This is a genomic window from Actinomadura sp. GTD37, from assembly GCF_041951365.1.
GTDB lineage: Bacteria > Actinomycetota > Actinomycetes > Streptosporangiales > Streptosporangiaceae > Spirillospora.
This window is the reverse complement of record NZ_JBGNUS010000005.1, coordinates 416264-442651: the sequence shown is the minus strand read 5'-3', so window position 1 is coordinate 442651 and position 26388 is coordinate 416264. Positions and strand designations below refer to the sequence as shown.

At 74.1% G+C, this 26388-nt stretch carries 23 protein-coding genes; 12 read left to right on the top strand and 11 right to left on the bottom strand.

The window, feature by feature from the left end; genetic code table 11:
- Positions 1–2: 2 nt before the first annotated feature.
- Positions 3–809, bottom strand: coding sequence for an SDR family NAD(P)-dependent oxidoreductase (locus ACA511_RS26560; RefSeq protein WP_375027497.1), 807 nt, complete (start codon positions 807–809; stop codon positions 3–5).
- Between the two features lie 160 nt (positions 810–969).
- Here ACA511_RS26560 and ACA511_RS26555 point away from each other — a divergent pair, with 160 nt between their 5' ends.
- The gene (locus ACA511_RS26555; protein ID WP_375027321.1) at positions 970–2676 is read left to right on the top strand and encodes an amidohydrolase family protein; all 1707 of its coding nucleotides are present in this window, start codon (positions 970–972) and stop codon (positions 2674–2676) included.
- A 9-nt stretch (positions 2677–2685) separates the two neighbouring features.
- Here the strand turns inward: ACA511_RS26555 and ACA511_RS26550 are convergent, their stop codons facing one another.
- The 3 genes from ACA511_RS26550 to ACA511_RS26540 all read right to left on the bottom strand — a co-directional run bounded on the left by ACA511_RS26550 (position 2686) and on the right by ACA511_RS26540 (position 5860).
- Positions 2686–4140, bottom strand: a complete 1455-nt coding sequence (locus tag ACA511_RS26550; protein WP_375027320.1) for a class I adenylate-forming enzyme family protein — start codon at positions 4138–4140, stop codon at positions 2686–2688.
- Positions 4141–4151: 11 nt separating this feature from the next.
- Positions 4152–5039, bottom strand: coding sequence for an alpha/beta fold hydrolase (locus tag ACA511_RS26545; protein WP_375027504.1), 888 nt, complete (start codon positions 5037–5039; stop codon positions 4152–4154).
- 140 nt (positions 5040–5179) lie between these two features.
- Positions 5180–5860, bottom strand: a complete 681-nt coding sequence (locus tag ACA511_RS26540) for a TetR/AcrR family transcriptional regulator (RefSeq protein WP_375027319.1) — start codon at positions 5858–5860, stop codon at positions 5180–5182.
- A 137-nt stretch (positions 5861–5997) separates the two neighbouring features.
- Between ACA511_RS26540 and ACA511_RS26535 the strand changes: the two genes are divergently transcribed.
- Positions 5998–7029 (top strand): acyl-CoA dehydrogenase family protein, encoded by a 1032-nt coding sequence (locus ACA511_RS26535; RefSeq protein ID WP_375027318.1) that lies wholly within the window; start codon positions 5998–6000, stop codon positions 7027–7029.
- A gap of 2 nt (positions 7030–7031) precedes the next feature.
- The gene (locus tag ACA511_RS26530; protein WP_375027317.1) at positions 7032–8213 is read left to right on the top strand and encodes an acyl-CoA dehydrogenase family protein; all 1182 of its coding nucleotides are present in this window, start codon (positions 7032–7034) and stop codon (positions 8211–8213) included.
- Positions 8214–8316: 103 nt separating this feature from the next.
- On the opposite strand, the gene ACA511_RS26525 is transcribed toward ACA511_RS26530, so the two are convergent.
- From ACA511_RS26525 to ACA511_RS26505, 5 genes are all read right to left on the bottom strand, one after another.
- Complete coding sequence (locus ACA511_RS26525) at positions 8317–9153, bottom strand: mycofactocin-coupled SDR family oxidoreductase (protein WP_375027316.1); 837 nt, start codon at positions 9151–9153, stop codon at positions 8317–8319.
- A gap of 43 nt (positions 9154–9196) precedes the next feature.
- Complete coding sequence (locus ACA511_RS26520; protein WP_375027315.1) at positions 9197–9691, bottom strand: (2Fe-2S)-binding protein; 495 nt, start codon at positions 9689–9691, stop codon at positions 9197–9199.
- Entirely contained in the window at positions 9684–10559 is an 876-nt protein-coding gene (locus tag ACA511_RS26515; RefSeq protein ID WP_375027314.1) for an FAD binding domain-containing protein, read from the bottom strand. The genes ACA511_RS26520 and ACA511_RS26515 overlap by 8 nt, the downstream gene beginning before the upstream one ends.
- Positions 10556–12886: a xanthine dehydrogenase family protein molybdopterin-binding subunit gene (locus ACA511_RS26510; RefSeq protein WP_375027313.1), complete on the bottom strand. Its 2331-nt coding sequence runs from the start codon at positions 12884–12886 to the stop codon at positions 10556–10558. The genes ACA511_RS26515 and ACA511_RS26510 overlap by 4 nt, the downstream gene beginning before the upstream one ends.
- Positions 12887–12992: 106 nt before the next feature.
- Positions 12993–14039 (bottom strand): hypothetical protein, encoded by a 1047-nt coding sequence (locus tag ACA511_RS26505; protein ID WP_375027312.1) that lies wholly within the window; start codon positions 14037–14039, stop codon positions 12993–12995.
- Positions 14040–14113: 74 nt separating this feature from the next.
- On the opposite strand from ACA511_RS26505, the gene ACA511_RS26500 reads away from it, so the two are divergent.
- Positions 14114–14926 (top strand): NAD(P)-dependent oxidoreductase, encoded by an 813-nt coding sequence (locus ACA511_RS26500; protein WP_375027311.1) that lies wholly within the window; start codon positions 14114–14116, stop codon positions 14924–14926.
- A 52-nt stretch (positions 14927–14978) separates the two neighbouring features.
- On the opposite strand, the gene ACA511_RS26495 is transcribed toward ACA511_RS26500, so the two are convergent.
- Complete coding sequence (locus ACA511_RS26495) at positions 14979–15701, bottom strand: enoyl-CoA hydratase/isomerase family protein (protein WP_375027310.1); 723 nt, start codon at positions 15699–15701, stop codon at positions 14979–14981.
- Positions 15702–15734: 33 nt separating this feature from the next.
- A complete protein-coding gene (locus tag ACA511_RS26490; RefSeq protein ID WP_375027309.1) occupies positions 15735–16733 on the bottom strand; it encodes a 2Fe-2S iron-sulfur cluster-binding protein in 999 nt (332 codons plus the stop codon).
- 67 nt (positions 16734–16800) lie between these two features.
- Between ACA511_RS26490 and ACA511_RS26485 the strand changes: the two genes are divergently transcribed.
- From ACA511_RS26485 to ACA511_RS26450, 8 genes are read left to right on the top strand one after another with little or no spacing between them, the layout of a single operon-like run.
- Complete coding sequence (locus ACA511_RS26485; RefSeq protein WP_375027308.1) at positions 16801–18363, top strand: AMP-binding protein; 1563 nt, start codon at positions 16801–16803, stop codon at positions 18361–18363.
- A gap of 29 nt (positions 18364–18392) precedes the next feature.
- Positions 18393–19571: an amidohydrolase family protein gene (locus tag ACA511_RS26480; RefSeq protein WP_375027307.1), complete on the top strand. Its 1179-nt coding sequence runs from the start codon at positions 18393–18395 to the stop codon at positions 19569–19571.
- Entirely contained in the window at positions 19568–20995 is a 1428-nt protein-coding gene (locus ACA511_RS26475; RefSeq protein ID WP_375027306.1) for a FadD3 family acyl-CoA ligase, read from the top strand. The genes ACA511_RS26480 and ACA511_RS26475 overlap by 4 nt, the downstream gene beginning before the upstream one ends.
- Entirely contained in the window at positions 20992–22581 is a 1590-nt protein-coding gene (locus ACA511_RS26470; protein WP_375027305.1) for a methylmalonyl-CoA mutase family protein, read from the top strand. Before ACA511_RS26475 ends, ACA511_RS26470 begins: the two co-directional genes overlap by 4 nt.
- Positions 22581–23000: a cobalamin B12-binding domain-containing protein gene (locus ACA511_RS26465; protein WP_375027304.1), complete on the top strand. Its 420-nt coding sequence runs from the start codon at positions 22581–22583 to the stop codon at positions 22998–23000. Before ACA511_RS26470 ends, ACA511_RS26465 begins: the two co-directional genes overlap by 1 nt.
- Positions 22985–23941, top strand: a complete 957-nt coding sequence (locus tag ACA511_RS26460) for a TIGR03564 family F420-dependent LLM class oxidoreductase (protein ID WP_375027303.1) — start codon at positions 22985–22987, stop codon at positions 23939–23941. The genes ACA511_RS26465 and ACA511_RS26460 overlap by 16 nt, the downstream gene beginning before the upstream one ends.
- The gene (locus tag ACA511_RS26455) at positions 23938–24996 is read left to right on the top strand and encodes a CaiB/BaiF CoA transferase family protein (protein WP_375027302.1); all 1059 of its coding nucleotides are present in this window, start codon (positions 23938–23940) and stop codon (positions 24994–24996) included. The genes ACA511_RS26460 and ACA511_RS26455 overlap by 4 nt, the downstream gene beginning before the upstream one ends.
- Complete coding sequence (locus ACA511_RS26450) at positions 24993–26387, top strand: class I adenylate-forming enzyme family protein (protein WP_375027301.1); 1395 nt, start codon at positions 24993–24995, stop codon at positions 26385–26387. Before ACA511_RS26455 ends, ACA511_RS26450 begins: the two co-directional genes overlap by 4 nt.
- The last annotated feature ends 1 nt before the right edge of the window (position 26388 follow it).

Here is a 26388-nt window from a genome sequence, read left to right as displayed (position 1 = left end):
CTTCAGTAGGTAGAGGACAGGGCCCACGGCCCGTCGGGGAACGGGCGGCCGAGGTACTCCATGCTGTAGGCGATCCGGCCGGTCACGGCGCCGGGCGGCGCACCGCACAGCGCGAGCGCGGCCTCGGCCATCACGCCGTCCTCCTCGACGGGGACGTCGTCGGGCGTGTGCGGCGAGACCACGGCCACGCCGGGCGTCATCACGAGGCCGGACGTCCCGAGGGAGTTGACGCTCACCCCCGAGCCGTGCACCTCCGCGGCGAGGCCGGTCGTGAGCCGGTCGAGGGCCGCCTTGCACATCCCGTAGGGGACGCAGCCGTCGCTCGCCCAGTCGGGGTACGGCGGCCCGAGCGGATGGCGGCCCTGCTTGGAGGTGATGTTGAGGATCCAGCCGCGGCGCCGCTCCATCATTCCCGGGACGGCCAGCTGGCACAGCCGGAACGGGGCGTGCACCATCATCTGGAACATCAGCGCGTAGCGGCGCGCCGGGACGTCGAGGGCCGGGCCGTAGAAGTTCACGCCCGCGTTGTTCACCAGGGTGTCGACCGGGCCGAGCGCCCCCTCGGCCCGCGCCACGATCGACTCGACGTCGCCGGGCGCGGTGAGGTCGGCGCGCACGGCTGCCGCCCGGCCGCCCTTCGCCCGGATCCGCTCCATGACCTCGTCGAGCGACCCGGGCAGCACCGAGGCGCCCGCCGCCGCCGTCCGCGCCACCAGGGCGACGGCGGCGCCCTCGGCCGCGAACCGCTCGGCGATGTGCTGCCCGATGCCGCGGCTCGCGCCGGTGACGATCACTACGCGCCCGTCCATCGATCCCACGTGCACTCCCGAATCGAGCCGATCGGGCCGGGCGGCGCCCGTGCCCGCCGCCACTCTAGCAAAGTGAACACATACTCTGTTAGCGTCGCCGTGACCCGTGGTGCAGACCAGCGGTGGCAGAACCGTGCTGCCCGGCCGGAGGGACGCAGCCATGCACGACATCGTGATCCGCAACGGCGACGTGGTGGACGGCACGGGCGCCGCGCCCAGGCGGGCCGACGTCGCCGTCGACGGCGACCGCGTCACCGAGGTCGGCGGGGCCGTCGGCCGGGGCCGCCGCGAGATCGACGCGGCCGGCCGGTACGTGACCCCCGGGTTCATCGACGTCCACACCCACCTCGACGCCCAGCTCTTCTGGGACCCGGCGGCCACGCCCTCGTGCCACCACGGCGTCACCACCGTCGTGATGGGCAACTGCGGCGTGACCTTCGCGCCCGTCCGCCCCGGGCGGGAGGGCTACCTGGCCGCGATGATGGAGTCGGTCGAGGACATCCCGGCCGACTCGATCATGGACGGGCTCGACTGGGGGTGGGAGTCCTACGGCGACTACCTCCGGGCGCTCGGGCGGCGCGCGCTCGGCGTGAACGCGGGCGGCCTGGTCGGCCACTGCGCCCTGCGGACCTACGTCATGGGGGAGCGCGCCCTCGGCGAGGCGCCCGCCACCGGCGACGACATCGCCGCGATGGCGGCCCTCGTCGGCGAGGCCGTCGACGCCGGCGCCCTCGGCTTCTCGACGTCGCGCACCTTCATGCACACCGTGCCGGACGGCCGTCCGGTGCCGGGCACCCACGCGCTGCCCGCCGAGCTGGCCGCCATCGCCGGCGCCATGGCCGAACGCGGCCGCGGCGCCTTCCAGGTCGTGCCCCGCATCGGCGAGCGGGACGGCGCGGAGCGGCGCAACTCCGCCGCCGAGATGGCGTGGATGGAGGAGGTGAGCCGCGCGTCCGGCCGTCCGCTGGCGTTCTCCATCATGCAGAGCGACCGCCGGCCGGGCCTCTGGTCCTGGGTGCTGGACCGGGTGGCCGAGGCCCGGGGCCGCGGCGCCGACCTGCGCCCGATGACCGCGGTGCGGGGGAGCGCCATCGTCTACTGCCTGGCCGGCCGGATGCCCTACGACACGCTGCCGGGCTGGGCCGGCTTCACGGCCATGGCGTTCGGCGAGCGGCTCGCGGCGCTGTCGGACGCGTCCGTCCGGCGCCGCCTGGCCGAGGAGGCCGAGCGGCCGGTCGAGGGGTCGGGCCCGCTGGCGCCCAAGGACCCGGCCAAGCTCTACCTCATGCCCCCGGGGCCGGCCGACTACGACGTGAGCCCCGGCCGCAGCCTGGCCGCCGAGGCCGCCCGGCGCGGCACCGGCCCCGCCGCCGCGCTCCTCGACTACCTGGCCGAGACCCGCGGCCTCGGGCTGCTCTACTACCCGGTGCTCAACCAGGACCTCGGCGCGGTGGCCCAGATGATCGCCAACCCCGACGTCGTGGTGGGGGTGGCCGACGCCGGCGCGCACGTCGCCCTGACGATGGACGCGGGCAACACCACCTACCTCCTGAAGCACTGGGTGCGCGACGAGGGGCTGCTCGACATCGGCCGGGCGGTCAGGAAGCTGACCCTGGAGGGCGCCGACCTGTTCGGGATCGCCGATCGGGGCGTCCTCAGGCCGGGCGCCTTCGCCGACCTGAACGTCCTCGACCTGGACGGCCTCTACCTGCACACGCCCGAGATGGCGGCCGACTTCCCGCTCGGCGCGAACCGCTTCGTGCAGCGGGCCCGCGGCTACGACTGCACGATCGTCAACGGCAGGGTCCTGGTCGACCACGACGAGCTGACCGGGGAGCTGCCCGGACGGGTGGTGACGTCCGCCTGAGCGGGCGGGTCAGCCGCCGCGCGCCTCGACGAGCGCGCCGCGGTTGACCTTCGTGGCCGCGCTGCGCGGGACCGCGTCCACGATCTCGGTCGTCTTCGGGACCTTGTAGGGCGCCAGCCGGGCCTTGGCGTAGGCGACGACCTCGTGGTGCGCGGGTGGCGCGGCGGGGTCGGCGGGCTCGATGACGGCGTGCACCCGGCGGCCCCACTCCGCGTCGCGCAGCCCGATGACGACGACGTCGGCGATCGCGGGATGGTCGATGAGCGCCGCCTCGACCTCGGCCGGGAAGACGTTCGCGCCGCCCGTGACGATCATGTCGACCCGGCGGTCGATGAGGTAGAGGTAGCCCTCGCCGTCGAGGTACCCCATGTCCCCGGCGGTCTGGAAGCCGTCCTCGGTCCCCTTCAGGCGGGGCGCGCCGCCGACGTAGCGGTAGCCGCGGTAGGCCGGGGACCGCAGGTAGACCTCGCCGATCTCGCCGGCCGGGACGGGTTCGCCGGACGTGCCGAGGACGCGCAGCTCGGTGTCGCGCAGGCCCCGCCCGACGCTGCCCCGGTGCGTCATCCACTCGTCGCCGCGCAGGGCGGTGATGCCCAGGCCCTCGGTCATTCCGTACGCCATCACGAGGCGCTCCGCGCCGATCAGGCCGGCCCACCGGTGGACGAGGGACGGCGGCATCGGGGCCGCGCCCTGGAGGACGAACCGCAGGCTCGACAGGTCGCGGCCGTCGATGCCGGGAAGGTCGGCGATGCGCTGCAGCATCGTCGGCGTGGCGGTGAACGTCGAGATCCGGTGCCGCTCGACCGCGTCGGCGGCGCGCGCGGCGTCGAAGCCCCCCAGTACGACCAGCTCGTCCCCGGCCAGCAGGCTGAACAGCGCCGAGAACCCGTTGGCGTGGTACATCGGGGCGAGGACCAGGACGCGCTGCGGCCGGGGGACCGGCGCCCACAGGGCCATGATCGGCGCGCCGAGCGCCGGGTCGAACAGGCCGGGCCGCTCGCTGAGGATGACCTTCGGGAGGCCCGTCGAACCGCTGCTGCAGATGCCGTTGAGGTGCGGCGAGACCACGTCCGGCAGTTCGGGCGGGTCGAGGTCCGCGGCCGCGTCGATCCAGCCCAGGTCGTCCGCGCCGAGATGGACCTTCGGCTCGATGACCTCGCGCAGCCGGCCCAGCTCCCAGCCGGGCACGTCCCAGCGGACGGGCACCGGCACCGCCCCGAGCCGCCACGCGGCGAGCGCGCTCAGCGTGAACTCGGGCGAGTTGCGCAGCGCGAGCCCGAGCCGGTCGCCGGCGCCGAGTCCCCGCGCGGCCAGCGCACCGGCGAGGCGGCCCGAGCGCCGCTCCAGGTCCGGCCAGGTGAACGCCGTCTCGGCGCCGTCCGGTCCGAGATGGCGGAGCACGACCCGGCCGGGCCGGTCCCCGGCGAGGTCCAGGATCCGGCGCGCGATGCTGATGCCGGCCATGTGCCGTCCCTTCAGGCCGTCGGAAGGACGTCGGCCGCCCACTCGTGCAGGACCGGCGCGAGCAGCGGCCAGCGGACGAACAGGCCGGGAGCCGTGCCCGCCGTGCGCGCCGCCTGCCTCTCGTGCCACTCCCCGTCGCCCCAGGGCGGTTCCACGAGCCGGGCGTCCGGCAGCAGTTCGGCGACGTGCTCGGAGGTCTCGCGCCGGTGGTGGACGTCGCTCGCGCCGCTGCGGAACACCAGCGCCGGGACGTCGAGGGCACGCGCGTCCTCGTCGGGCAGGCCGGGGACGAGTTCGCCGTCGCGGGGGCAGTACGCGGCCATCCAGCGCTCGAGCACCGCGATGAAGCCGCCCGGGTCCGCCTCCAGCAGGCGGCGCCGGTTGGCCGGGTTCCGGTCGAGGACCTCGGCCCACTCGGGAAGCGCGGCGACGGCCGCCATGCCGCCCTCCCACGCGGCCCGGATCGAACCGCCGCAGTAGTGGTTCGCGATGCTCAGCAGCCCGAAGACGCCGCCGCTGATCCACCACACGGCGAGCCCGGACGCGACCTCGCGGTGCCGCGCCGCGGTCAGCAGCGAGACCCGCGAGCCCCCGGACCCGCCGGCGATCACCGCGGGCGCCATGTCCAGCCGCGCCAGCAGCCCGGCCAGGACGCCGGCCTGCATCGCCGACTCCGAGGACCCGGTGAAGCACACGTCCGACTCGCCGGTGTTCGGGCGGTCCCAGAGGAGCACCCGGTGGCCGCGCTCGGCGAGCGCGGACGCCAGTTCGCGCAGGCCCGGCGTGTCCCTGCCGTCCCGGCCGCCGGGCGTGAGCGCCCACGTCCTGCCCTGCCCGCCCCCCTGCCCGCCGATCACCTCGTAGCCGACCGTGAGGCCGTTCACCGTTGCCGTCGCCATGGGCCGAAGTTACTATGCGGAGCAATAAAAGAGAATACTCACTCACTTGCGGATGGAGCCCGCCATGTGCGCGGGCGGCGGGATGGCCACCGCGTTCGTGCTGGACGTCGCGGCGCCCGCGTAGCGGGCGGGCGCGCGGGTCAGCCCTGGCGGCCCGCGGGCTCCATGGCCGGGAAGAAGCCCTTCACGGTGCCCTCGCTGATCAGCGCGACCGCGCGGTCCCGGTCGAACTTGCCGCGGTGCCGGCTCTCCAGGGCGAGGATGAGCGCGATGCCCATCACCGCGCGGGCCGAGATGTCCGGGGACTCGAACGGGAAGCCGTACCTGTCCTCGACCTCGCGCCATGCCTCGGCCAGGCGGTCCATGGCGACCGCGAAGTTCTCCCGGTAGAACCGCCGGGCCACCTCGGGGTCGCCGAACAGGACCAGGCCGAGCAGCGGGAGGATCTCCGCCAGCGTCGAGATGAGCTGCTTGTAGAGGCCCGCCATCGTGGTGACCTGGCGCTCGGGCGTCAGCGGCTCGTCCCGGTCGATGTCGGCGGTGGCGGCGACGAGCTGGTCCACCGCCTCCTTGAGCGGCTCGACGACGGCCTCGAAGAACAGCTGGTCCTTGCTCTCGAAGTGGCGGTAGATCACGCCCTCGCTGATGCCGCTGTGCTCGGCGATCACCTTGATCGTGGTGCCGTTCATGTCGCCGGTCTCGGTGAACGCGCGGCGCGCGGCGGCCAGGATCGAGCTCTTGCGGGCCTGGGCGGTGAGACGCCGTCGCGGGCGCGGCGCGTCATCGGCGGGCTTGGCCGCCCGGGTGGCCGACTCGCTCACGGGGCCTCCTCGCCTTCGTGGAACGTCATGCGCTAGGTGAGTGTGCACATACTTTCATACTAGTTCGCCCGGCGCGGTGTACCCGCCGGGCCCCGCGATGCGAGAATGTGACTCTCATATTTGAGAGGCTGACCATCGTGGATCTGGACTTCACCGCCGAGCAGGAAGCGCTGCGCGCCGCCCTGCGCGAGTTCTTCCAGAAGGAGTCGCCCCCCGCCGTCGTGCGGGACGCCGAACCGCTCGGCTTCGACGCCGCGCTCTGGCGCAAGGCGACGGAGATGGGCCTCGGCTCGATGGCCGTCCCCGAGGACGCGGGCGGAGGCGGCGCCGGCCTCGTGGAGCTGGCCATCGCCGCCGAGGCCCTCGGGCGGACGCTCGCCCCCGTGCCGCTGGTCGAGGCCGCGGTCGCCAACACCCTGCTGGCGTCCGCCGCGGGAGACACCGTCCCGGACGCGCCGGTCTCGGCCGCCGTCGCCGGCGAACTGCTGGCGACCCTCGCGCTGCGCCCCGTCGAGGGGGACGTCGCCCGGCTCGTCCCGGCGGGCGCGGTGGCGGACCTGGTCGTCGCGCTGCGGGGCGACGACCTCGTCGTGGCCCGGACGGACGGGCGGCCGGCCGCCGCCGTCCCCAACCTCGGCGCCATGCCCGTCGCCGACCGCCGCGTCGACCCGGCCGAGGCGGTCGTGCTGGCGACCGGGCCGCGGGCCCGCGCCCTGCACGGCCGGGCCGTGCACCACTGGCAGCTGCTGACCGGCGCGGCGCTGACCGGGCTCGCCTCCGCGGCCCTCGGCCTCGGCCGCGACTACGCCCTGGAGCGCCGGGCGTTCGGCGTCCCCGTCGCGGGCTTCCAGACCGTCCAGCACCGCCTGGCCGACAACGCGACCGCCATCGAGGGCGCCCGGCTGCTCGGCTACGAGGCGGCGTGGGCGCACGACGCCGGCCTGGCGAAGGCCGGTCCGCTGGCCACGATGTCGTTCCTGTTCGCCGCCGAGACCGCGTTCAAGACGGCGTCCGACAGCCTGCACGTCCACGGCGGCTACGGCTACACCCTCGAATACGACGTCCAGCTCTACTTCCGGCGCGCCAAGGCGTGGCCCCTCGTGGCCGGCGACCTGCGGGCCGCGTACGCCGAGCTGCCGCACCGCCTGTACGACGCGAAAGGGGCATGACGATGGATTTCTGGGAGTCCGACGGGCTGGCCGCGCACCGGGACGCGGCCCGCGTCTGGGCCGACGCCAACGTCCGGCCGGAATGGGCCGATGAGCAGCGCGACGGCGGCTGCCACCAGACGACGGCGCTGCACGAGCTGCTCGCGCGCGACGGGATCCTCGCCGCGGGCTGGCCGGCGGAGTACGGCGGGAGCGACGTCGACCCGGGCTTCGCCCGCGCCGTGTTCGAGGAGATCGCCCGGCGGGACCTGCACGTCGACGGGTGGTCGACGACGTACATGGTGATGCACACGATCATGCACGTCGGGACCGAGGCGCAGAAGCGCCGGTACGTCCCGGCCGCGCTGCGCGGCGAGCTGCTGGTGGCGCTCGGGTACAGCGAGCCCGACTCCGGCTCGGACGTGGCGGCGGCCAAGACGACCGCCGTCCGGGACGGGGACGCGTGGGTCGTCGACGGCCAGAAGATGTTCACCAGCACGGCGCAGGTGTGCACCCACGTCTTCGTCCTGGCCCGGACGAACCCGGACGCGCCCAAGCACCGGGGGCTGTCGATGTTCCTCGTCCCGACCGACGCCGCCGGATACGAGCGGCGGCCGATCCGCACGCTCGGCGGCCAGGTCACCAACGCGACCTTCTACACCGGCGTGCGCGTCCCCGGCACCGCCCTCGTCGGCGAGGCCGACGCCGGCTGGAGCGTCATGAAGGTGGCGCTGACCTACGAGCGGGGCGTCGGCGGCCCCGGGACGATCGAGAGGCCGACGATGGCCGCCGACCTCGCCGCGTGGGCGCGCGGCGCCCGGCGCCCGGACGGCACCGCCGTCCTGGACGATCCGCTCGTCGCCGAGCGGATCGGCAGGATCGCGGTGGACAAAGAGGTGACCCGGCTCCTCGGCCACTGGGTGGAGTGGCACGCCGCCAAGGGCGGGGTGCCGGGGATCCAGGGCACCATGCGGAAGCTCTTCTTCACCGAGGCGGCCCAGCGGCACTACAGCGACGCCCTCGACATCCTGGGCGCCGAGGGGGTGCTGGCGCCGGGCGCGCCCGGCGCTCCGGCCGGAGGCCGGTTCGAGTACGACTTCCGGGCGGCCGTGGTCACCACGATCTACGGCGGGGCGAGCGAGGTCCTCCGGGACGTCATCGCCGAGCACCATCTGGGCCTGCCCCGCAACCGGCCCCGGGGCTGAGCGGCGCCCGGCCGCGGGCCGGCGGGCCCCCGATGCCCGCCGGCCCGCGCGCTGCCCGCGCGGCCGGGACGCCGCGTGCGCACCCCGTCATGTGCCCCTTACGTCACTTGAGCATGGAGCCGGCGTCGACGGGGAGCGTCACGCCGGTGATGTAGCGGCCCTCGTCCGACACGAGGAAGAGCACCGCGTTCGCGATGTCCTCCGCCTCGACCCACGGCACCGGCAGCATGTTCATCATCTTGGAGATGTCGGCGATGTCGTCCTGCGTCGGGTTCTCCAGGTCGGGGCGGAACATGCGGTAGGTCAGGTCGTTCATCATCATCGGGGTGTTCACCTGGGTGGGGTGGACGGAGTTGACCCGGATGCTGTGCTCCGCCAGCTCCACGGCGAGGCTGCGCATGAGCCCGACCATGCCGTGCTTCCCCGCGACGTAGTTGCCGACGAACGGGTGGGCCTTCAGCCCGCCCACCGAGCTGGTCAGCACGATCGCGCCGCCGCGCCCGCCCTCGATGATGTGCGGGACGGACGCCTTGGTGGTCAGCCACGACCCGGTCAGGTTGACGTCGATCGAGTCGCGCCACAGCTTCTCGTCCATCTCCTGGATGGGCGCGCCGTCGGCCGCGAGACCGGCGTTGGCCACGACGATGTCCAGCCGGCCCAGCTCGGTCACGCCGTCGTCGACGACGGCCTTCATGGCGTCGTAGTCGCGCACGTCGGCCTGGGCGGCGACGATCCGCCGGCCCAGGGCCTTCACCTGCGCCACCGTCTCGTCGAGGTCCTCCGGGGTGGACATGGCGATGGGCACGGTGTCGATCTGCTTGCAGATGTCGAGCGCGATGATGTCCGCGCCCTCCTGGGCCATGCGGACGCAGTGGCTGCGGCCTTGACCGCGCGCCGCGCCGGTGATGAACGCGACCTTGCCTTCGAGCCTTCCAGCCATCGTTACCTCGATTCGGGTGGGTGGAGCGGGGTGTTCCGAACTCTCAGCCGGCCCCGTCCAGGGCGGCGGCCACGTCGTCGGCCGCCGCCCGGACGGCCTTGAGGATTCCCTGGTAACCGGTGCAGCGGCACAGGTTCCCGGACAGGCCCTCGCGGATCTGCTCGTCGGTCGGGTCGGGGTTGTCGCGCAGCAGCGCGGTGACCGAGACGACGAAACCGGGGGTGCAGAAGCCGCACTGCAGCCCGTGGTGGTCGCGGAACGCGGACTGGACCGGCGACAGCTCCCCGTCCGGTGCGGCGATCCCCTCCACGGTGGTGATCTCCGTGCCGTCGGCCTGGACGGCGAAGACCAGGCAGGCGCGGACGGCCTCGCCGTCCATGAGGACCGAGCACGCTCCGCAGACGCCGTGCTCGCAGCCGAGGTGGGTGCCCGTGAGCCCGCACCGCTCGCGCAGGAAGTCGGCGAGGGTCAGCCGGGGCGGCACGCTCGCGCGCCGTGTCGTGCCGTTGACCTGCATCTGGACGTCCACGTCAGGCATCGCTCGCCTCCTTGAGGGCCAGTCGCCAGGCACGCGCCACGATGACGGCCCCGACCTGTCTGCGGTAGTCGGCGGATGCGTGCAGGTCGGCGGGGACGGACTCCAGCGCCGACACGGCGGTGCGGCCGACCTCCTCGGCGTCGACGCCGTCCGCCGCGGCGCCGGTGAGCGCGTCCTCCGCCGCGGTGGCGCGCAGCGCGGTCGGGCCGAGGCCGAACAGGCCGATGCCGCACCGGCCGATCCGCCCGTCGCCGTCCAGTTCGACGGCGACCGCGGCGCCCGCGATGGCGAAGTCGCCGGCCCGGCGGGCGAACTCCTCGATCGCGAACCCGCACCGGCCGCGCCGCACGGGGAGGACGACCCCGGTCAGCAGCTCGTCGGCGGCGAGGTCGGTGGTCCACAGGTCGGTGAAGAACAGGTCGGCGGGGATGGTCCGGGCCCCGCGCGGTGACCGCGCCTCGATCCGCGCGCCGAGGGCCAGCGCCACCGCCGGATACTCGGCGGCGGCGTCGGCGTGCGCCAGCGACCCGCCGATGGTGCCGCGGTTGCGGATCTGGAAGTGCCCGATCAGCGGGGTGGCGCGGGCCAGCAGGGGGACGTCCGCGGCCACGTCGGCGGACCGCCCGATCGCCGCCTGCGTGGTGCCCGCGCCGATCCAGAGGTCGTCGCCGCGCCGCTCGATGCCGCGCAACCCGGCCACCCGGCCCAGGTCGACGAGATGGTCGAAGGCCGCGAGCCGGAGCGCCAGCATCGGCACGAGGCTCTGCCCGCCGGCGATGGCCTTGGCCTCCTCGCCGAGGTCCGCGAGCAGGGCGACGGCGCCGGCGACGTCGGCCGGAGCGTGGTAGGCGAACGGCGCCGGCTTCATGCGCTCTCCCCCCGGACCAGCGAGACGACCCGCTCCGGTGTGAGCGGCAGGCGGGTGATCCGCGCGCCGAACGGCGCGAGGGCGTCGGCGACGGCGTTGACGACCGCGGGCGGCGCCCCGATCGCGCCGCCCTCGCCGACGCCCTTGTAGCCGCCGGGCCCCGGCGAGGGCGTCTCGATGTGGCCGTACTCGATGTCCGGCACCTCGGTGGAGGTGGGGAGCAGGTAGTCCATGAAGGTGGTGGTGACGGGGTTGCCGTCCTCGTCGTGGGCGAGGTGCTCGAAGAGGGCGCCGCCGATGCCCTGGACGGCGCCGCCCGCGATCTGCCCCTCCACCACACTGGGATTGATCATCGGGCCGCAGTCCTCGCTGACGATGTACCGCAGCAGCGTCACCTTGCCCGTGGCGATTTCCACCTCGCAGGTGCATACGTGGGTCGCGTTGACCCAGATGATCGGGGTGTCCGGCCGGTACCGCCCGCTGGCCTCCAGGCCCGCCGGCACTCCGGGCGGCAGCTCCCCGGGCCGGAAGTAGGCGAGGTCCGCGATCTCGGCCAGGGGCAGGCCGGACTCGGGAACGCCGCGGACCGCGGCCCGCCCGCCGGCCAGCTCGATGTCCTCGGCGGCGGCCTCCAGCCGGTGCGCGGCGATCGCGGTGATCCGCTCGCGGAGCACCGCCGCGGTCTCGGCGACGGCTCCGGCGATCATGGAGCCCGAGCGGCTGCCGCCCGTGCCGCCGCCGAACGGGGTGATCGCCGTGTCGCCCTGGACGGTGCCGACGTCGGCGATGTCCACGCCGAGCGCGTCGGCGGTGAGCTGGACGGCGGTGGTCTCCAGGCTGTTGCCCGCGGACCCGCCCGAGATGTACACGTTGACCTTGCCGGACGGCTCGATCCTGATCGTGGCGCCCTCGGTGCTGTGCAGCGTCACCATGGCGGTCGTGGGCTCGACGTACGTGCAGGTGCCGACGCCCAGGTGGCGTCCGTCCGCGCGGGCCCGCTCCTGCTCCTTGCGGAACGCCTCGTAGCCGAGCATCCCCAGCGCCTGCTCGAACGTCTCCAGCGGCGTGATGTCGCTGTAGGGCATGCCGTTGGGGTTGAAGTACGGCATCTCGTCCCGGCGGAGCAGGTTGCGGCGGCGCAGGTCGGCCGGGTCCATGCCCAGCCGGCGTGCCGCGTCGTCCAGCAGGACTTCGCGCGCCAGCGACTCGTACTGCCACGGCCCCCGGTAGGCGTTGCGCCCGGAGGTGTTGGAGAACACGCAGGCCGTGGACCAGGTCGCCCGCGGCACCCGGTAGGGGCCGGGGAAGAACATCCCGACGGCCGCCGCGTTCCCGACCGGCCACGGCACCGGATAGGCGCCCACGTCCTCGGTGTAGTCGATCGCGGCGGCGAGGATCGTGCCCTCGGCGTCGAGGGCGATCCGGGCGTCGGCGTGCGCGTGCCGCGCCTGCCCCGCCGACATCAGGTTCTCCCGGCGGTCCTCGATCCACTTCAGCGCGCCGGGCACCTTCCGCGCGGCGAGCATGACGCACATGTCCTCGCGCTGCGGGACGACCTTCTGCCCGAAGCCGCCGCCGGTGTCGCGCATGACGACCCGCACCCGGTGCTCGGGCAGGCCGAGCAGCCGGGAGCAGAAGAGCCGCACCTCGTGCGGCGACTGGGTCCCCGTCCAGATCGACATGTCGCCGGTGGGCGCCGACCATTCCGCCACGATGCCCCGCGTCTCCATGGGCGCCGGCACGTAGGCCTGCTGGTAGATGGTCTCCCGCACCACCAGCGCCGCCTCGTCGAACACGGGGGCGAGGTCGTCGAAGGGCGGGCCGGCCAGCTCGCCCGCGAGATTGCCCGGATAGCCGGCGTGCACCAGTTCGCCGTCGCCGCGCGCGGTGACGTAGTCGGCGACGGGCGGCAGCGGGTCGTAGTCGACGAAGACCAGTTCGGCGGCGTCCTCGGCGAGGTAGCGGTCGGCGGCGACCACCAGCGCCACCGGGTCCCCGACGAAGCGGACCTCGTCCTCGGCCAGCGGCGGCCGGGGGGTGTCGGGGACGTCGGGGCCGACCAGCGTGTACCACTGCTCGTGCACGCCCGGATTGAGGTCCTCGGCCAGGAACACCGCGTGGACGCCGTCGAGGGCCAGCGCCTCGGACGCGTCCACGCCGGTGATCCGGGCGCGGGCCATCGGGCTGCGCACGAAGCACGCGTGCAGCATGCCGGGACGCACGACGTCGTCCACGAACGTGCCGTGGCCGGTCAGCAGGCGGGCGTCCTCGACTCGGGGCACGCGCGTGCCGGCGTAGCGGGCGGCGGCGGTGGGCGGAGCGCTCATGGGCCTCCTCGCGAGGGTTTCGCGGCGGTGTGACGAGCGTGAACATGTCATAAATCAAATTCGAGAATGATATTACCGCAAATCAGAACGTGACTCTACTGCGGGTTCAGTCGAGCGTCGCGAGGATCTGCGGGAGGTCGGCGGTGGTGCGGATGCCCGGGGGCGCCGCGCAGACGTACGGCACCGCGTTGACGGCCCGGTTGGCGGTGTAGGCGGGCGACGTCTCGGCCATCCGCTCCAGCGGCACGGGGAACCGGAGGTCGACGTCGAGCGGGGCGTCGCCGTCGACCGCGACATGCCAGCCGGTGGCGCGGACGTCCCAGGCCGGGTCGAGGTCGGCGGTGCAGTACCAGGAGGCGCGGAAGCGCAGCACCGGCCGGCCGCCGCGCATCCCGGACACCGTCAGCCGCTGCGCGGCCACGGTGCCCGCCTCCAGGACCCCGGCGGCGATCTCGGTCCGGCGGCGGGCGGTCGCCACCTCCCCGCCGGCCTCGACGGAGTCGAGCGGCATCCCCAGCGCGTCGGCCACGAGCCGCAGGGACGGGCCGAAGCTCGTGCGGCCGCGTTCGAGCCGCTGCTCGTCGAACTCCGCCGGCGGCCTCCCGAAGCCCATCACCTCGAAGAGCAGGCCCGGCGAGTCCCGCCGGGAGAGGTCGGCGAACTCGTCGATCGTCAGCCCGTCGAGCCGCCGCTGGATCGAGGTCAGCACCAGCGGGAGCGCCTCGGAGACGAACCCCGGGCTGCTGCCGGTGCTGTGGACCGAGGCGCCGCCGCGCTCGCACGCCCGCTCGACGCGCTCGCGGAGCGCGGGGTCGAGGCTGCCGGGATGGTGGAACTCGCCGCGGGTCGTGACGATGTTCGCGCCCGACTCCAGCAGCCGGCAGACCTCGCCGACGTCGCAGGCGCGCGGCATGTAGAGCACGCAGTCGGCGCCGAGCGCCTCGATCTCGCCGATGTCGCGCGTCGCGGCGACCCCGGCCGGGCCGAGCCCGCACAGCTCGCCCGCGTCCAGCCCGGCCTTGGCGTCCGTGTGGACGTAGACGCCGGCCAGGTCCAGCCGGGGATGCTCGATCACGGCGCGCAGCGCGCGGGCGCCGATGTTCCCGGTCGCCCACTGGACGACCCGGTGCCGGGCCCGCGCGGCGTCGGTCATGTTGAGCCTCGCTCTCTGAGATTGAGAATGCTAATTTCATATATGGAGACGGTCAATACCGCAGGAGGTGCGCGATGCGGCTCGGGTTCGTCGGCGCCGGGCGTATGGGACGTCCGATGGTCCGCCGCCTCGTCGGCGCGGGCCACGAGGTCCGGGTGCTCGGCCGGACGCCCGGGGCCCGCGGCGCGCTCGCCGGCGACGGCGCCCGGCCCGTCGCCGGCCTGGCGGACGCGGGCGCCTCGGCCGACGCCGTCCTGGTGTGCGTCTTCACCGACGATCAGGTCCGCGACGTCTGCCTGGGGGACGCGCTCCTCGCCGGGATGCCGCGCGGGTCGGTCCTCGTCGTCCACACCACCGCGAGCCCCCGGACGATCGAGGCCGTCGCCGCCCGCGCCTCCCGGCACGGCGTCCACGTGGTCGACGCCCCCGTCAGCGGAGGCCCGCACGATGTCGAGGCCGGCCGGGTCACCCTCTTCGTGGGAGGCCCGGACGACGCCGTGGCAGGCGTCCGGCCCGCCCTGGGCGCGTACGGCGATCCGGTGCTGCACGTCGGCCCGGCCGGCGCGGGCCTGCGCGTGAAACTCGTCAACAACGCCGTGTTCGCGGCCCAGATCGGGCTGCTCGCCGACGCGGTCCGGCTCGGCGGCCGGCTGGGCGTGGACGAGTCCGTCCTCCTCGGCGCCCTCACGTCCGGGAGCGCCGCGAGCCGCGCGCTGACCGGCGTCGCAGCGCGCGGCTCGGTCGCGGCCTTCGCCGCGGCCGCGGGCGCCTTCCTGGCCAAGGACGTGGAGGTCGTCAGGCAGTCCGCCAAGGAGTCCGGCGCCGACCTGGGCGCCCTGGACGCCGCCCTCACCGCCCTGGCCTCAGCCACCCCCGAACCCCGTTGACCTGCGGCGTGTTGTTGTTATGAGCCGGCGGATAACAACAACACGCCGCAGGTCAACGGGATGGGGGGCGGGGGGAGCGGGTCGCGGCCTGCCAGTGGGCGTCGGCGACCCAGAGGTCGGCGAACGCCAGGGCGGCCTCGCCGGGGCCCAGGGCGCCCGACACGACCCGCTTGATCTCGCGTGCGGACGGCGTCGCCAGCTCCGCGGCCAGCGCGCGCCACCGCTCCTCGAACGAGTCGCGCGGCACGACCACGTCCACGAGCCCGGCCCGCTCGGCCTCGGCCGCGTCCAGCACCGCGCCGGTTCCGGCGAGCAGCAGCGCCCTGCTCCGGCCGACCAGGGCGGCGAGCCGCTCCGCGCCGCCCCAGGCGGGCATGATCGCGAGCTTGGACTGGGTGAAACCGATCTTGATGTCGGCGGCCGCGACGCGGATGTCGGCGGCCACCGCGACCTCCGCGCCGCCGCCCAGCGCGTGGCCGTTCAGCGCGGCGACGACCGGGGCGGGAAAGGACGCGATCCGGTCGCAGATCCGCCGCATCCGCATGGCCATGGCGGACGCCTCCTCGCGGGTGCGGAGCGCCGCCAGCTGCTTCAGGTCGCCGCCGGAGACGAACGCCCGGTCGCCCGCGCCCCGCACGACCAGCGCCCGCGCGCCCGCCGCCGCGTCGAGGGCCTTCCCGAGCTGCCCCATCGTGGCGAGCGCGATCGCGTTGCGGGACTCCGGCCGGTCGATCGTGATGACCGCCACGCCCCCGTCCACTTCGAGGTCCACCATGCGGCACTCTCCCGTTCCCGGCGTTCCCGCCGCTCAGTCCTCGTAGACGACGGTCACGCGGGGGCTCGCCGGCTCGCCCTGGCAGGTGAGCACCCAGCCTTCGGCGACCTCGTCCTCCTCCAGCGCGTTGTTGACGCGCATCTCGGCCCTGCCCTCGGTCACCTGCGCGATGCAGGTGGCGCAGTTGCCCGCCTCGCAGGAGTAGGGAGGGCTGAGCCCCGCGCGGCGCGCGCTCATCAGGAACGTCTCGCCGGAGTGCTGCGGGACCGTGTGCTTCTTGCCGGCGAAGACGATGGTGACCGTGCCCTCCAGCTCGCTCTCGGCGGGCGCCTCGGGCGCCGCGGGCGGTTCCTCCGCCGGGGTGAAGCGCTCGACGAGGATCCGCTCGGGGGCGGCCCCGTGGGCGAGAAGCGCGCGTTCCACCAGCTCCATGTAGGGCTCGGGCCCGCAGATGTAGAAGTCGGCGTCCGTGTCGTCCCCGGCGAACTCGCGCACCGCGCCGGGCGTGACGAATCCGTCGTCGGCGTCCAGGTGGTGGCGGATCTCGAAGCGGGACGGGTGCCGCCGCGCCAGTTCGGCCAGCGCGTCCGCGAAGATGACCGATCCGGCGTCGCGGTCTGCCGCCAGGATCCGGACCCTGCGGTCGGTGGTGGCCAGCGCGCTCTTGGCGAGCGACATGACCGGCGTGATGCCGCTGCCGCCGCAGAACGCCACCAGCGGCGCCGTGGTCTCGCGCAGGCAGAAGACCCCCGCCGGCCGGGTGACCTCGATGAGGTCGCCCGGGGCCAGGTGGTCGTGCAGCCAGTTGGAGACCAGCCCGCCGGGGACCCGCTTCACCGTCGTCATCAGCTCGCCGTCGGTGTCGGGCGAGCTCGACATGGAGTAGCTGCGCAGCGTCCCGCAGGCGCGCAGCGTCAGGAACTGGCCCGCGCGGTACCCGAACGGGGCGTCCAGGACGTACGTCCGCGCGTCGGTGGTCTCCCGGACGATCCGAGTGACCCGGACCGGATGGAAGCCGTGATCTCGCACCATGGGATGGAATTTACCCTCTCAGTTTGAGAGATTACAATTCTCATTCTCAGAAGTGGAGGCTCTCGTGATGCGAACGATCCCCCCTGAGCTGGTCGAGCGGTACGCGGACGAGGGCTGGTGGACCGGGGAGACGCTCGGGGATCTGCTGGTGCGGGGCCTGGCCGCCGCCCCCGGCGCCGCCTTCCGGGTGCACTCGGACGTCCGGCCCTGGAGCGGCACCTTCGCCGACGTGGAACTGGTCGCCCGCCGGCTGGCGGCCGGGCTGCACGCGCGCGGGGTGGGGCCCGGCGACGTGGTCGCCTTCCAGCTGCCGAACTGGATGGAGGCCGCCGCCGTGTTCTGGGCGTCGGCGCTCCTCGGCGCGGCGGTCGTGCCGATCGTCCACTTCTACGGGCGCAAGGAGGTCGGCTACATCCTGGAGTCGGTCGGGCCGCGCGTCTTCGTCGCCGCCGAGCGGTTCGGGCGCGCCGAGTTCCAGGCCGACCTGTGCGCGGACGTCCCGGTCGTCGGCGTGGTCGGGCGCGACTTCGACGGCCTGCTCGCCGCCGACCCGCTGCCCGACCCCGTGCCGGGCCTGTCCGGCCGCGGCACGGACCCGGCCGCGCCGGCGCTCATCGCGTTCACCTCGGGGACCACGCGCGACCCGAAGGGCGTCGTGCACGGCCACCAGACCCTCGGGTACGAGACGCGCCAGCTCGCCGGGCTCTACCCGCCCGACCGCGGCCGCCAGCTCACGTCCGCGCCGGTCGGCCACTTCATCGGGATGGTGAACGCCTTCCTCATCCCCGTCCTGGACGGCACGCCGGTGAACCTCGCCGACGTCTGGGACCCGGCGCTGGCGCTGGCGCTGATGAAGCGGGACGGGCTCACGGTCGGCGGCGGCGCGGCCTACTACATGACGAGCCTGCTCGACCATCCCGATCTCACCCCCGGCCACCTCGAGCACATCAGGTACGCGGGGCTGGGCGGGGCGGCCGTTCCGGCGGCCGTCACCACGCGGCTCGCGGGGCTCGGCATCACCGTGTTCCGCTCCTACGGCAGCACCGAGCACCCGTCGATCACCGGCTCGCACTACGCCGCGCCGGAGGACAAGCGCCTGTTCACCGACGGCGACGCGCTGCCCGGCGTGGAGATCCGGCTGGCCGCCGACGGGGAGATCCTCAGCCGGGGGCCGGACCTGTGCCTCGGCTACACCGACCCGGCGCTGACCGGGGCCGCCTTCGACGCGGACGGCTGGTACCGCACGGGCGACATCGGGGTGATCGACGAGGACGGCTATCTCACGATCACCGACCGCAAGGCCGACATCATCATCCGCGGCGGCGAGAACATCGGCGCCCTGGAGGTGGAGGAGGTGCTCCTCGGCATGCCGGGGATCGCCGAGGCGGCGGTGGTCGCGGCCCCGGACGAGCGGCTCGGCGAGCACGCGGCGGCCGTGCTGCGGCTGCGGCCGGGCAGCCCCGCCCCGACCCTCGGGGAGATGCGGGCCCACCTCGGACGCGCCGGGCTGGCCAGGCAGAAGTGGCCGGAGGAGCTGCACGTCGTGGCCGACTTCCCGCGCACCGCCAGCGGCAAGGTCCGCAAGGTGGCGCTGCGCCGGGATATTGCCATAGGTGATATGCGAGAATAAGCTTCTCGCAACCAGCAAGGGAGGATCTCATGCCATCGCGCGCGCTGCCCTATCCGCTGTTCGACGCGGACAACCACCTGTACGAGACCGAGGAGGCGCTGACCAGGCACCTTCCGAAGGAGTACGCGAGCGCGATCCAGTACGTGCAGGTCCGCGGCCGTACGAAGATCGCGATCCACGGAGTGATCAGCGACTACATCCCCAACCCGACGTTCGAGGTCGTCGCCCGGCCGGGCGCGATGGAGGACTACTTCCGGCTCGGCAACCCCGAGGGCAAGAGCCGCCGGGAGATCTTCGGCGAGCCGATGCGCTCGATCCCCGCGTTCCGCGAGCCGGGCCCCCGCCTGGAGCTGATGGACGAGCTGGGCATCCAGCGCACGCTCATGTTCCCGACGCTGGCCAGCCTCATCGAGGAGCGCATGCGGGACGACCCCGACCTCATCCACGTCGTCGTCCACTCCCTCAACCAGTGGCTGCACGAGGAATGGTCGTTCAACTACAAGGACCGCATCTTCACCACGCCCGTCATCAGCCTGCCCGTCGTCGAGAAGGCGATCGCCGAGCTCGACTGGTGCCTGGAGCGCGGCGCGAAGACCGTCCTGCTGCGGCCCGCGCCGGTTCCCGGGCACCGCGGCCCGCGCTCGTTCGCGCTGCCCGAGTTCGACCCGTTCTGGAAGCGGGTCGTGGACGAGGGCGTCGTGATCGGGATGCACTCGTCCGACAGCGGCTACAGCCGGTACAGCAGCGACTGGGAGGGCAGCGGCTCGGAGATGCGGCCGTTCGAGACCAACGCCTTCCGGATGCTGAGCCAGTGGCGGCCGGTCACGGACGCGGTGGGGTCGATGGCCGCGCACGGCCTGCTCACCCGGTTCCCCGACCTGAAGATCGCGGTCATCGAGAACGGCTCGTCCTGGGTGGAGCCGCTGCTCACCGACCTGGCCGACGTCTACAAGAAGGCCCCGGAGGCGTTCGGCGAGAACCCCGTCGAGGCGGTCAAGCGCAACGTCCACGTCAGCCCCTTCTGGGAGGAGGACATGGCCGACCTCGCCGGCCTCATCGGCGTCGAGCGGGTCCTGTTCGGCTCGGACTACCCGCATCCCGAGGGCCTGGCCGACCCGGTGTCCTACGTCGACGCGCTCGCCCGGCTGGACGAGGCGGACCAGGCCAAGATCATGGGCGGCAACCTCGCCCGGCTGATGTCGGTATGACCTGGGAGAGCATCCCGCGGATGGTGCTGAGCGCGGCCGGCCGCTTCGGCGCCGCCGAAGCCGTCGTGGACGGCCCGCTCCGGCTCACCTTCGCCGAGCTGGCGGACCGGGTGCGCGTCGCGGCGGGCGCGTTCGCCGCCGCCGGCGTCGGCCGGGGCGACCGGGCGGCGATCTGGGCGCCCAACTCCGCGGAGTGGATCATCGCGGCGTTCGGCCTGCTGACGGCCGGGGGAGTGCTCGTCCCGATCAACACCCGCTACAAGGAGGACGAGGCGGGCGACATCCTCCGCCGGACGGACGCGAAGGTCGTGCTCGTCCAGAAGGGGTTCCTCGGCCGGGAGTACACCGCGCCCGCCGGAGTGCCCGCCATCGACATCAACTCGGGCTTCCTCGGGGACGGCTCCCCGCTGGAGCGCGAGGTGGACGGCGGTGCCGTCGCCGACATCATGTTCACCTCGGGGACGAGCGGGCGGCCGAAGGGCGTGCTCATGACGCACGCCCAGAACCTGCGGCTCTGGACGGACTGGTGCGACGTCGCCGGCCTGCGGGAGGGCGACCGCTACCTCGTGGCCAACCCGTTCTTCCACATGTTCGGCTACAAGGCCGGCTGCCTCGCCTCGATGATCCGCGGCGCGGCCGTCCTCCCCGTCCCGGTCTTCGACGCCGGCGCGGTGCTCGACCTGGTGGAACGCGAGCGGGTCACGGTGCTCCCCGGGCCGCCCACGCTCTACCGGGACCTGCTCGCCGCGGCGAAGGGCCGGGACCTGGCGACGCTCCGGCTGGCCGTCACCGGGTCCGCCGACATCCCGGTCGAGCTGATCCGCCGGGTCGCCGCCGAGCTGCCCTTCACGAGGATCATGACGGGCTACGGCCTGACCGAGGCGGGCACCGTCACCGCGTGCCGGGAGGGCGAGTCCTTGGAGCACGTCGCGACGACGGCCGGCACACCGTGCGCGGGCACGGAGGTCCGCGTCGCCGCCGACGGCGAGGTGCTCGTCCGCGGCTTCGGCGTCATGAAGGGCTACCTCGACGACCCCGCCGGCACGGCCGAGGCCGTCGACGGGGACGGCTGGCTGCACACCGGCGACCTCGGCTCCCTCGACGCCGGCGGGCGGCTGCGGATCGCCGGCCGCAAGAGGGACATGTTCATCGTCGGCGGCTTCAACGCCTACCCGGCCGAGATCGAGGACCGCCTGCTGGAGCATCCGGCGGTCGCGCGCGTCGCGGTGATCGGCGTCCCGGACGAGCGGCTCGGGCAGGTCGGCAAGGCGTTCGTGGTGGCGGACGGCCCCGTCACGGCGGCGGAGCTGATCGCGTGGAGCCGGGAGCGGATGGCCGGCTTCAAGGCGCCGCGGCACGTCGAGTTCCGCGACGAGCTTCCGGTGAACGAGACGGGCAAGACGATGAAGGACCGGTTGCGATGACGGACCCCGACCAGAACTCCGCCCGGACCGCGTCCGGCATCCCCCTCAAACCGGTCTACGGGCCGGCGGACCGGCGCGCCGATCCGCCCGATCCCGGCCGCTTCCCCTTCACCCGCGGCAACTACCCGTCCGGGTACCGGGGGCGGCTCTGGACGTTCCGCCAGTACTCCGGGTTCGGCACCCCGGAGGAGTCCAACCGCCGGTACCGCTACCTGCTGGAGCAGGGCGGCACCGGCCTGTCGGTGGCGCTCGACCTGCCCACCCAGTGCGGCTACGACTCCGACGACCCGGAGGTGACCGACGAGGTCGGACGGGTCGGCGTCGCGGTCGACACCCTCGCCGACGCCGAGATCCTGTTCGACGGCATCCCGCTCGACGAGATCAGCACCAGCTTCACCATCAACGGGACGGCCGCGATGCTGCTCGCGTTCTACGTGGCCGCCGCCGAGCGCAAGGGCGTGCCGAGGGCGAAGCTCACCGGGACGATCCAGAACGACATCCTCAAGGAGTACGCGTCGCGCGGCACGTGGATCTGGCCGCCCGAGCCGTCGCTGCGCCTCATCGCCGACACCATCGAGTTCTGCGCGGACGAGGTGCCGAAGTTCAACGCCATCTCGGTGGCCGGCGCGCACTTCCGCGACGCGGGCGCCAACGCCGTCCAGGAGATGGCCTTCACCCTGGCCGACGGGGTGGCCTACTGCGACACCGTGCTGGAACGCGGGCGCATGACCATCGACCGGTTCGCCCCCCAGATCTCCTTCTTCTTCTACACGCACGGCGACTTCTTCGAGGAGATCGCCAAGTACCGGGCGGGCCGCCGGCGCTGGGCCACGATCGTCCGGGAGCGGTACGGGGCGACCGCGGACAAGGCGTCGATGTTCCGGTTCGGCTGCGTCGCGGGCGGGGCGTCGCTGTACGCGCCGCAGGCCCGCAACAACATCGTCCGCGTCGCGTACGAGGCGATGGCGTCCGCGCTGGGCGGCGTCCAGTCGATGTTCACCGCCGCGTGGGACGAGCCGTTCGCGCTGCCCAGCGAGGAGTCGGCGACGCTCGCGCTGCGCACGCAGCAGATCCTCGCGCACGAGACCGGCGTCGCCCGCGTCGCCGACCCGCTCGGCGGCTCCTACTTCGTCGAGGCCCTCACCGACGAGACGGAGGCCCGCATCGCCGAGATCATGGACGACCTCGACCGGCACGGCGGCATGGTCCGCGCGATCGAGGACGGCTATCTCCAGGGCCTCATCGCCGACGAGGCGTACCGGCTCCACCGGGACGTGGAGGCGGGCGCCCGCCCGGTCGTCGGCCTCAACCGCTTCACCTCCGACGAGCCGCCGCCCGGACTCGAGACCTACGAGCTGGACGGCGCGGGCCGCGACCGGCAGCTGAAACGGCTCGCCAAGGTCAAGGCCGAGCGCGACGCCGGGGCGGTGCAGGCGCGCCTCGCCGACCTGTCCCGCGCCGCGGAGGGCTCCGCCAACCTCATGCCCCTCCTCATCGACTGCGCCGCCGCCTACTGCACGGTCGGCGAGATGGTCGCCGCGCTGAAGGCGGTCTGGGGCGAGTTCCGGCAACCGGTGGTGTTCTGATGCCCGCTCGCGTCCTGATCGCCAAACCCGGCCTGGACGGCCACGACCGCGGCGCGAAGATCGTCGCCCGGACGCTGCGCGACGCGGGCTTCGAGGTCGTCTTCACCGGCATCCGCCAGCGCGTCGACGACATCGTGGCGATCGCCCTGCAGGAGGACGTCGCCGTCGTCGGCCTCAGCATCCTGTCCGGCGCGCATCTCGCGCTCACCGCCCGCACCGTCGAGGCGCTGCGGGCCGCCGACGCCGCCGACATCACCGTGGTGGTCGGCGGGACCATCCCGGCGGCCGACGTCCCCCGGCTCAAGGCGGCGGGCGCCGCGGCCGTCTTCCCGACGGGCACGCCCCTGGACGCCCTCGTCGCCGAGGTGCGCGCCCTGACCGCGGCAGAGGAGCAGGAGGAATCGTGCGGATCGGCGTGATGATCGGACCGGAGCGCGGCGACCCCGCGCGGAAGGCCGCCCGGATGGTCGAGGACGTCGGGTGGGCGGAGGGCGCGGGCCTCGACACCGCGTGGATCCCGCAGATCCCGAACGACTTCGACGCGCTGACGGCCGCGGCGCTCATGGGCGCGCGGACCACCCGGATCGAGCTCGGCACCGCCGTCGTGCCGCTCCAGGCGCAGCACCCGATCGCGCTCGCCCGCCAGGCGCTGTCCGTCCAGGCCGCCGCGCGGGGACGGCTCGCGCTCGGCGTCGGGCCGTCCCACCACTGGATCGTCCGCGACATGCTCGGGCTGCCCTACGAGCGGCCGGCCGCCTTCACCCGCGACTGCCTGGACGTCCTGGACGCCGCGCTGCGCGGCCCCGGCCCGGTCGACGTCGAGAACGAGACGTTCACCGTGCACAACCCGCTCGACCTCGGCCCCACCGGACGCCTGCCGGTCCTGCTCGCGGCGCTCGGCCCGGTGATGCTGGCCCTCGCGGGCGAGCGGGCCGACGGCACCGTGCTCTGGATGGCGGACGAGCGGGCGGTCGCCGAGCACGTCGTCCCGCGCATCACCAAGGCCGCCGAGCGGGCGGGACGCGCCGCGCCGCGCGTCGTCGCGGGCGTCCCCGTCTGCCTGTGCCGGCCCGCCGAGGCCGACGCCGCGCGCGAGCGGGCCAACCGCATCCTCGGCGAGGCGGAGATCTCCCCGAACTACCGGCGGCTGCTCGACCGCGGCGACGCCCGGGACGTCGGCGACCTGTGCGCGGCGGGCGACGAGGCGGCCATCGCCGCCCGGTTCCGGCGGTTCGCCGACGCGGGCGTCACGGACCTGTCCGTCCGGCTGCTCCCGATCGGCGCGGACCGGGACGAGCTGATCGCCTCCAAGCACCGGACCCGCGACATGATCGCCGCGCTCGCCGCGGAGCTGCGATGACCGGCGGGCCGCTCGCGGGGATCCGCGTCCTGGAGGTCGGCCACATCCTCGCCGGCCCGTACGCCACGATGATGCTCGCCGACCTCGGCGCCGAGGTCACCAAGATCGAACCGCCGGGCGGCGACCTCTCCCGGCAGGTGGGCGACGCGTACTTCGCCAGCCTCAACCGCGGCAAGCGCAGCGTCCGGCTGGACCTGTCCGGCGCGGAGGGGCAGCGCCGCCTGCACGAGATGGTCGCCGGCGCGGACGCCCTGCTGGTCAACCTGAAGCCGTCCGCGATCCGCCGGTTCGGGCTCACCTACGACGTCCTGCGCCGGTGGAACGAGCGGATCGTCTGCGTCGCGCTCACCGGCTTCGGCCTCGCCGCCCCCGACGCCCCGGCCTTCGACTACATCGTCCAGGCGGCCACCGGCGTCGCCGCCCTCACCGGCGACCCGGCGGGCCCGCCCACCCTGCCCGGCTACTCCTCGGCCGACAACTCCGCCGGCCTGACCGCCGCGCTCGGCCTCGTCGCCCACCTCGTCTCCGGCCGCGGCGGCCAGGTCGAGGTGTCGCTGCGGGACGTCATGCTCTCCCAGCTCAACTACCGGGCGTCCGCCTACCTGAACGAGGGGACCGAGCCGCGGCGGCTGCCGTTCGGCGCGCACTCCCACTACGTCCCCGCGCAGCTCTTCCCGACGGCCGACGGGTACCTCGCGCTGTTCGTCACCCACGACGGCTTCTGGCGGGCGTTCGCCGCCGAGGCCGGCGTCGCGGGCTTCGCGACGATGGCCGAACGCGTCTCCCGGCGCGAGGAGGTGCTGGCCGCCGTGGCGGAGGTGCTGGCCGCCGACACCGCCGCCGGCTGGGAGGCGCGACTGCGCCCGCTCGGCGTCCCCGCCGCCGCGGTGCGGACGCTCCCGGAGGCCCTCGACGCCGCCCCGGAGACGGTCGTGCAGGCCGGCGGCTTCCGCCTGGTCGGCGGCCCGATCCGCGTCTCCGGGTACGATCCGGCCTACGGTCCGCCGCCCGACCTCGGCGAACACGACGAACTGACGGCGAGGGCCGAAAAATGAGCGAGCGGATCGCCCTGGCGTTCGAGGAGCGGGAGTTCACCCGCTCCGAGCTGGAGGCGCTCGCCGACGGGCTCGCCGCGACCCTGGCGCGGCGCGGCGTGCGGGCGGGCGACCGGGTCGCGCTCATGTCGTCCAACAGGCCGGAGTTCGTGGTCGCGGTGCTCGCGATATGGCGGCTCGGCGCGGCGGTCGTCCTGTTCAGCCCCGCCTGGAAGAGCGGCGAGACCGAGCACGCCCTCGCCGTCGCCCGGCCCGCCCACGCCGTGGGCGACCATCCGGTGCTGGCCGGGCTGATGCCGATGCTGCACCTGGACGAGCCGGCCGAGCCCGGCGGAGGGCCGTTTCCCGCGCCCGGCCCCGACGCGGACGCCGTGCTGGTCTTCAGCTCCGGCACCACCGGGATGCCGAAGGCCGTCCGGCACACGCACGCGTCGCTGGGCGCGGCCGTCCGGCACTGGCGGGACGCGCTGGAGCTCACCGGCCGCGACCGGATCCAGATCGCCACGCCGCCCTCGCACATCCTCGGCCTGCTCAACATCGTCACGGCGCTGGAGGCGGGCGCCTGGCTGCGCCTGCACCGCCGCTTCTCGCTGGACACCGTCCTCCACCACATCGAGGCCGACCGGATCACCGTGGAGATGGCGGTCGCGCCGATCGCGCTGGCGCTCGCGTCCCATCCGGGGCTGGAGTCGTACGACCTGTCGTCGCTGCGCTTCATCATGTGGGGCGCGACACCGGTGACGCCGAGCGTCGCCGAGGCCGTGACCCGGCGGACCGGGGTCGGCTGGGTGCCGGCCTACGGCGCCAGCGAGCTGCCCGTCATCACCTGCAACCCGGTGGGGGACGCGCGGCTCGACAGCGCGGGTCGCGCCGTGCCCGGCGTGACGCTGCGGGTGGTGTCGCTGGAGACCGGGAAGCCGGTCGGGCCGGGGGAGTCCGGCGAGATCCAGGCGCGGTCGGACTCGCTGATGGCCGGCTACCTGCCCGCCGCGGCGACCGCGGCGGTGCTCGACGACGGCTGGTACCGGACGGGCGACGTCGGCCACCTCGACGCCGGCGGCCGGCTCCACCTCACCGACCGGACCAAGGAGATGATCAAGGTGCGCGGCTTCCAGGTCGCGCCCGCCGAGATCGAGACCGTCCTGCACGGCCACCCGTCCGTCGCCGACTGCGCCGTCTTCGGGATCCCCGACGCGGCCGACGGGGAGGCGATCGTCGCCGCCGTCGAGCCGCGCGGGACGGCCGACCCGGACGAGCTGGCCGCGCTGGTCGGCGAGCGCCTCGCCTCCTACAAGCGGCCGCGCCGGGTCGTGCTCGTGCCCGAGATCCCCCGGCTGCCGTCCGGCAAGGTGCTGCGGCGCGTCCTCAGGGAGCGCCACGGACGCGGCTGAG

What these genes read in the sequence shown, in the direction of transcription:
- ACA511_RS26465 (WP_375027304.1), top strand. Translation starts at nt 22,581, where the DNA reads ATGCCCGCTCGCGTCCTGATCGCCAAACCCGGCCTGGACGGCCACGAC.
- ACA511_RS26470 (WP_375027305.1), top strand. Translation starts at nt 20,992, where the DNA reads ATGACGGACCCCGACCAGAACTCCGCCCGGACCGCGTCCGGCATCCCC.
- ACA511_RS26515 (WP_375027314.1), bottom strand. Translation starts at nt 10,559, where the DNA reads ATGAAGCCGGCGCCGTTCGCCTACCACGCTCCGGCCGACGTCGCCGGC.
- ACA511_RS26525 (WP_375027316.1), bottom strand. Translation starts at nt 9,153, where the DNA reads ATGGCTGGAAGGCTCGAAGGCAAGGTCGCGTTCATCACCGGCGCGGCG.
- ACA511_RS26485 (WP_375027308.1), top strand. Translation starts at nt 16,801, where the DNA reads ATGCGAACGATCCCCCCTGAGCTGGTCGAGCGGTACGCGGACGAGGGC.
- ACA511_RS26520 (WP_375027315.1), bottom strand. Translation starts at nt 9,691, where the DNA reads ATGCCTGACGTGGACGTCCAGATGCAGGTCAACGGCACGACACGGCGC.
- ACA511_RS26495 (WP_375027310.1), bottom strand. Translation starts at nt 15,701, where the DNA reads ATGGTGGACCTCGAAGTGGACGGGGGCGTGGCGGTCATCACGATCGAC.
- ACA511_RS26510 (WP_375027313.1), bottom strand. Translation starts at nt 12,886, where the DNA reads ATGAGCGCTCCGCCCACCGCCGCCGCCCGCTACGCCGGCACGCGCGTG.
- ACA511_RS26555 (WP_375027321.1), top strand. Translation starts at nt 970, where the DNA reads ATGCACGACATCGTGATCCGCAACGGCGACGTGGTGGACGGCACGGGC.
- ACA511_RS26505 (WP_375027312.1), bottom strand. Translation starts at nt 14,039, where the DNA reads ATGACCGACGCCGCGCGGGCCCGGCACCGGGTCGTCCAGTGGGCGACC.
- ACA511_RS26475 (WP_375027306.1), top strand. Translation starts at nt 19,568, where the DNA reads ATGACCTGGGAGAGCATCCCGCGGATGGTGCTGAGCGCGGCCGGCCGC.
- ACA511_RS26450 (WP_375027301.1), top strand. Translation starts at nt 24,993, where the DNA reads ATGAGCGAGCGGATCGCCCTGGCGTTCGAGGAGCGGGAGTTCACCCGC.
- ACA511_RS26560 (WP_375027497.1), bottom strand. Translation starts at nt 809, where the DNA reads ATGGACGGGCGCGTAGTGATCGTCACCGGCGCGAGCCGCGGCATCGGG.
- ACA511_RS26545 (WP_375027504.1), bottom strand. Translation starts at nt 5,039, where the DNA reads ATGGCGACGGCAACGGTGAACGGCCTCACGGTCGGCTACGAGGTGATC.
- ACA511_RS26550 (WP_375027320.1), bottom strand. Translation starts at nt 4,140, where the DNA reads ATGGCCGGCATCAGCATCGCGCGCCGGATCCTGGACCTCGCCGGGGAC.
- ACA511_RS26490 (WP_375027309.1), bottom strand. Translation starts at nt 16,733, where the DNA reads ATGGTGCGAGATCACGGCTTCCATCCGGTCCGGGTCACTCGGATCGTC.
- ACA511_RS26480 (WP_375027307.1), top strand. Translation starts at nt 18,393, where the DNA reads ATGCCATCGCGCGCGCTGCCCTATCCGCTGTTCGACGCGGACAACCAC.
- ACA511_RS26530 (WP_375027317.1), top strand. Translation starts at nt 7,032, where the DNA reads ATGGATTTCTGGGAGTCCGACGGGCTGGCCGCGCACCGGGACGCGGCC.
- ACA511_RS26500 (WP_375027311.1), top strand. Translation starts at nt 14,114, where the DNA reads ATGCGGCTCGGGTTCGTCGGCGCCGGGCGTATGGGACGTCCGATGGTC.
- ACA511_RS26455 (WP_375027302.1), top strand. Translation starts at nt 23,938, where the DNA reads ATGACCGGCGGGCCGCTCGCGGGGATCCGCGTCCTGGAGGTCGGCCAC.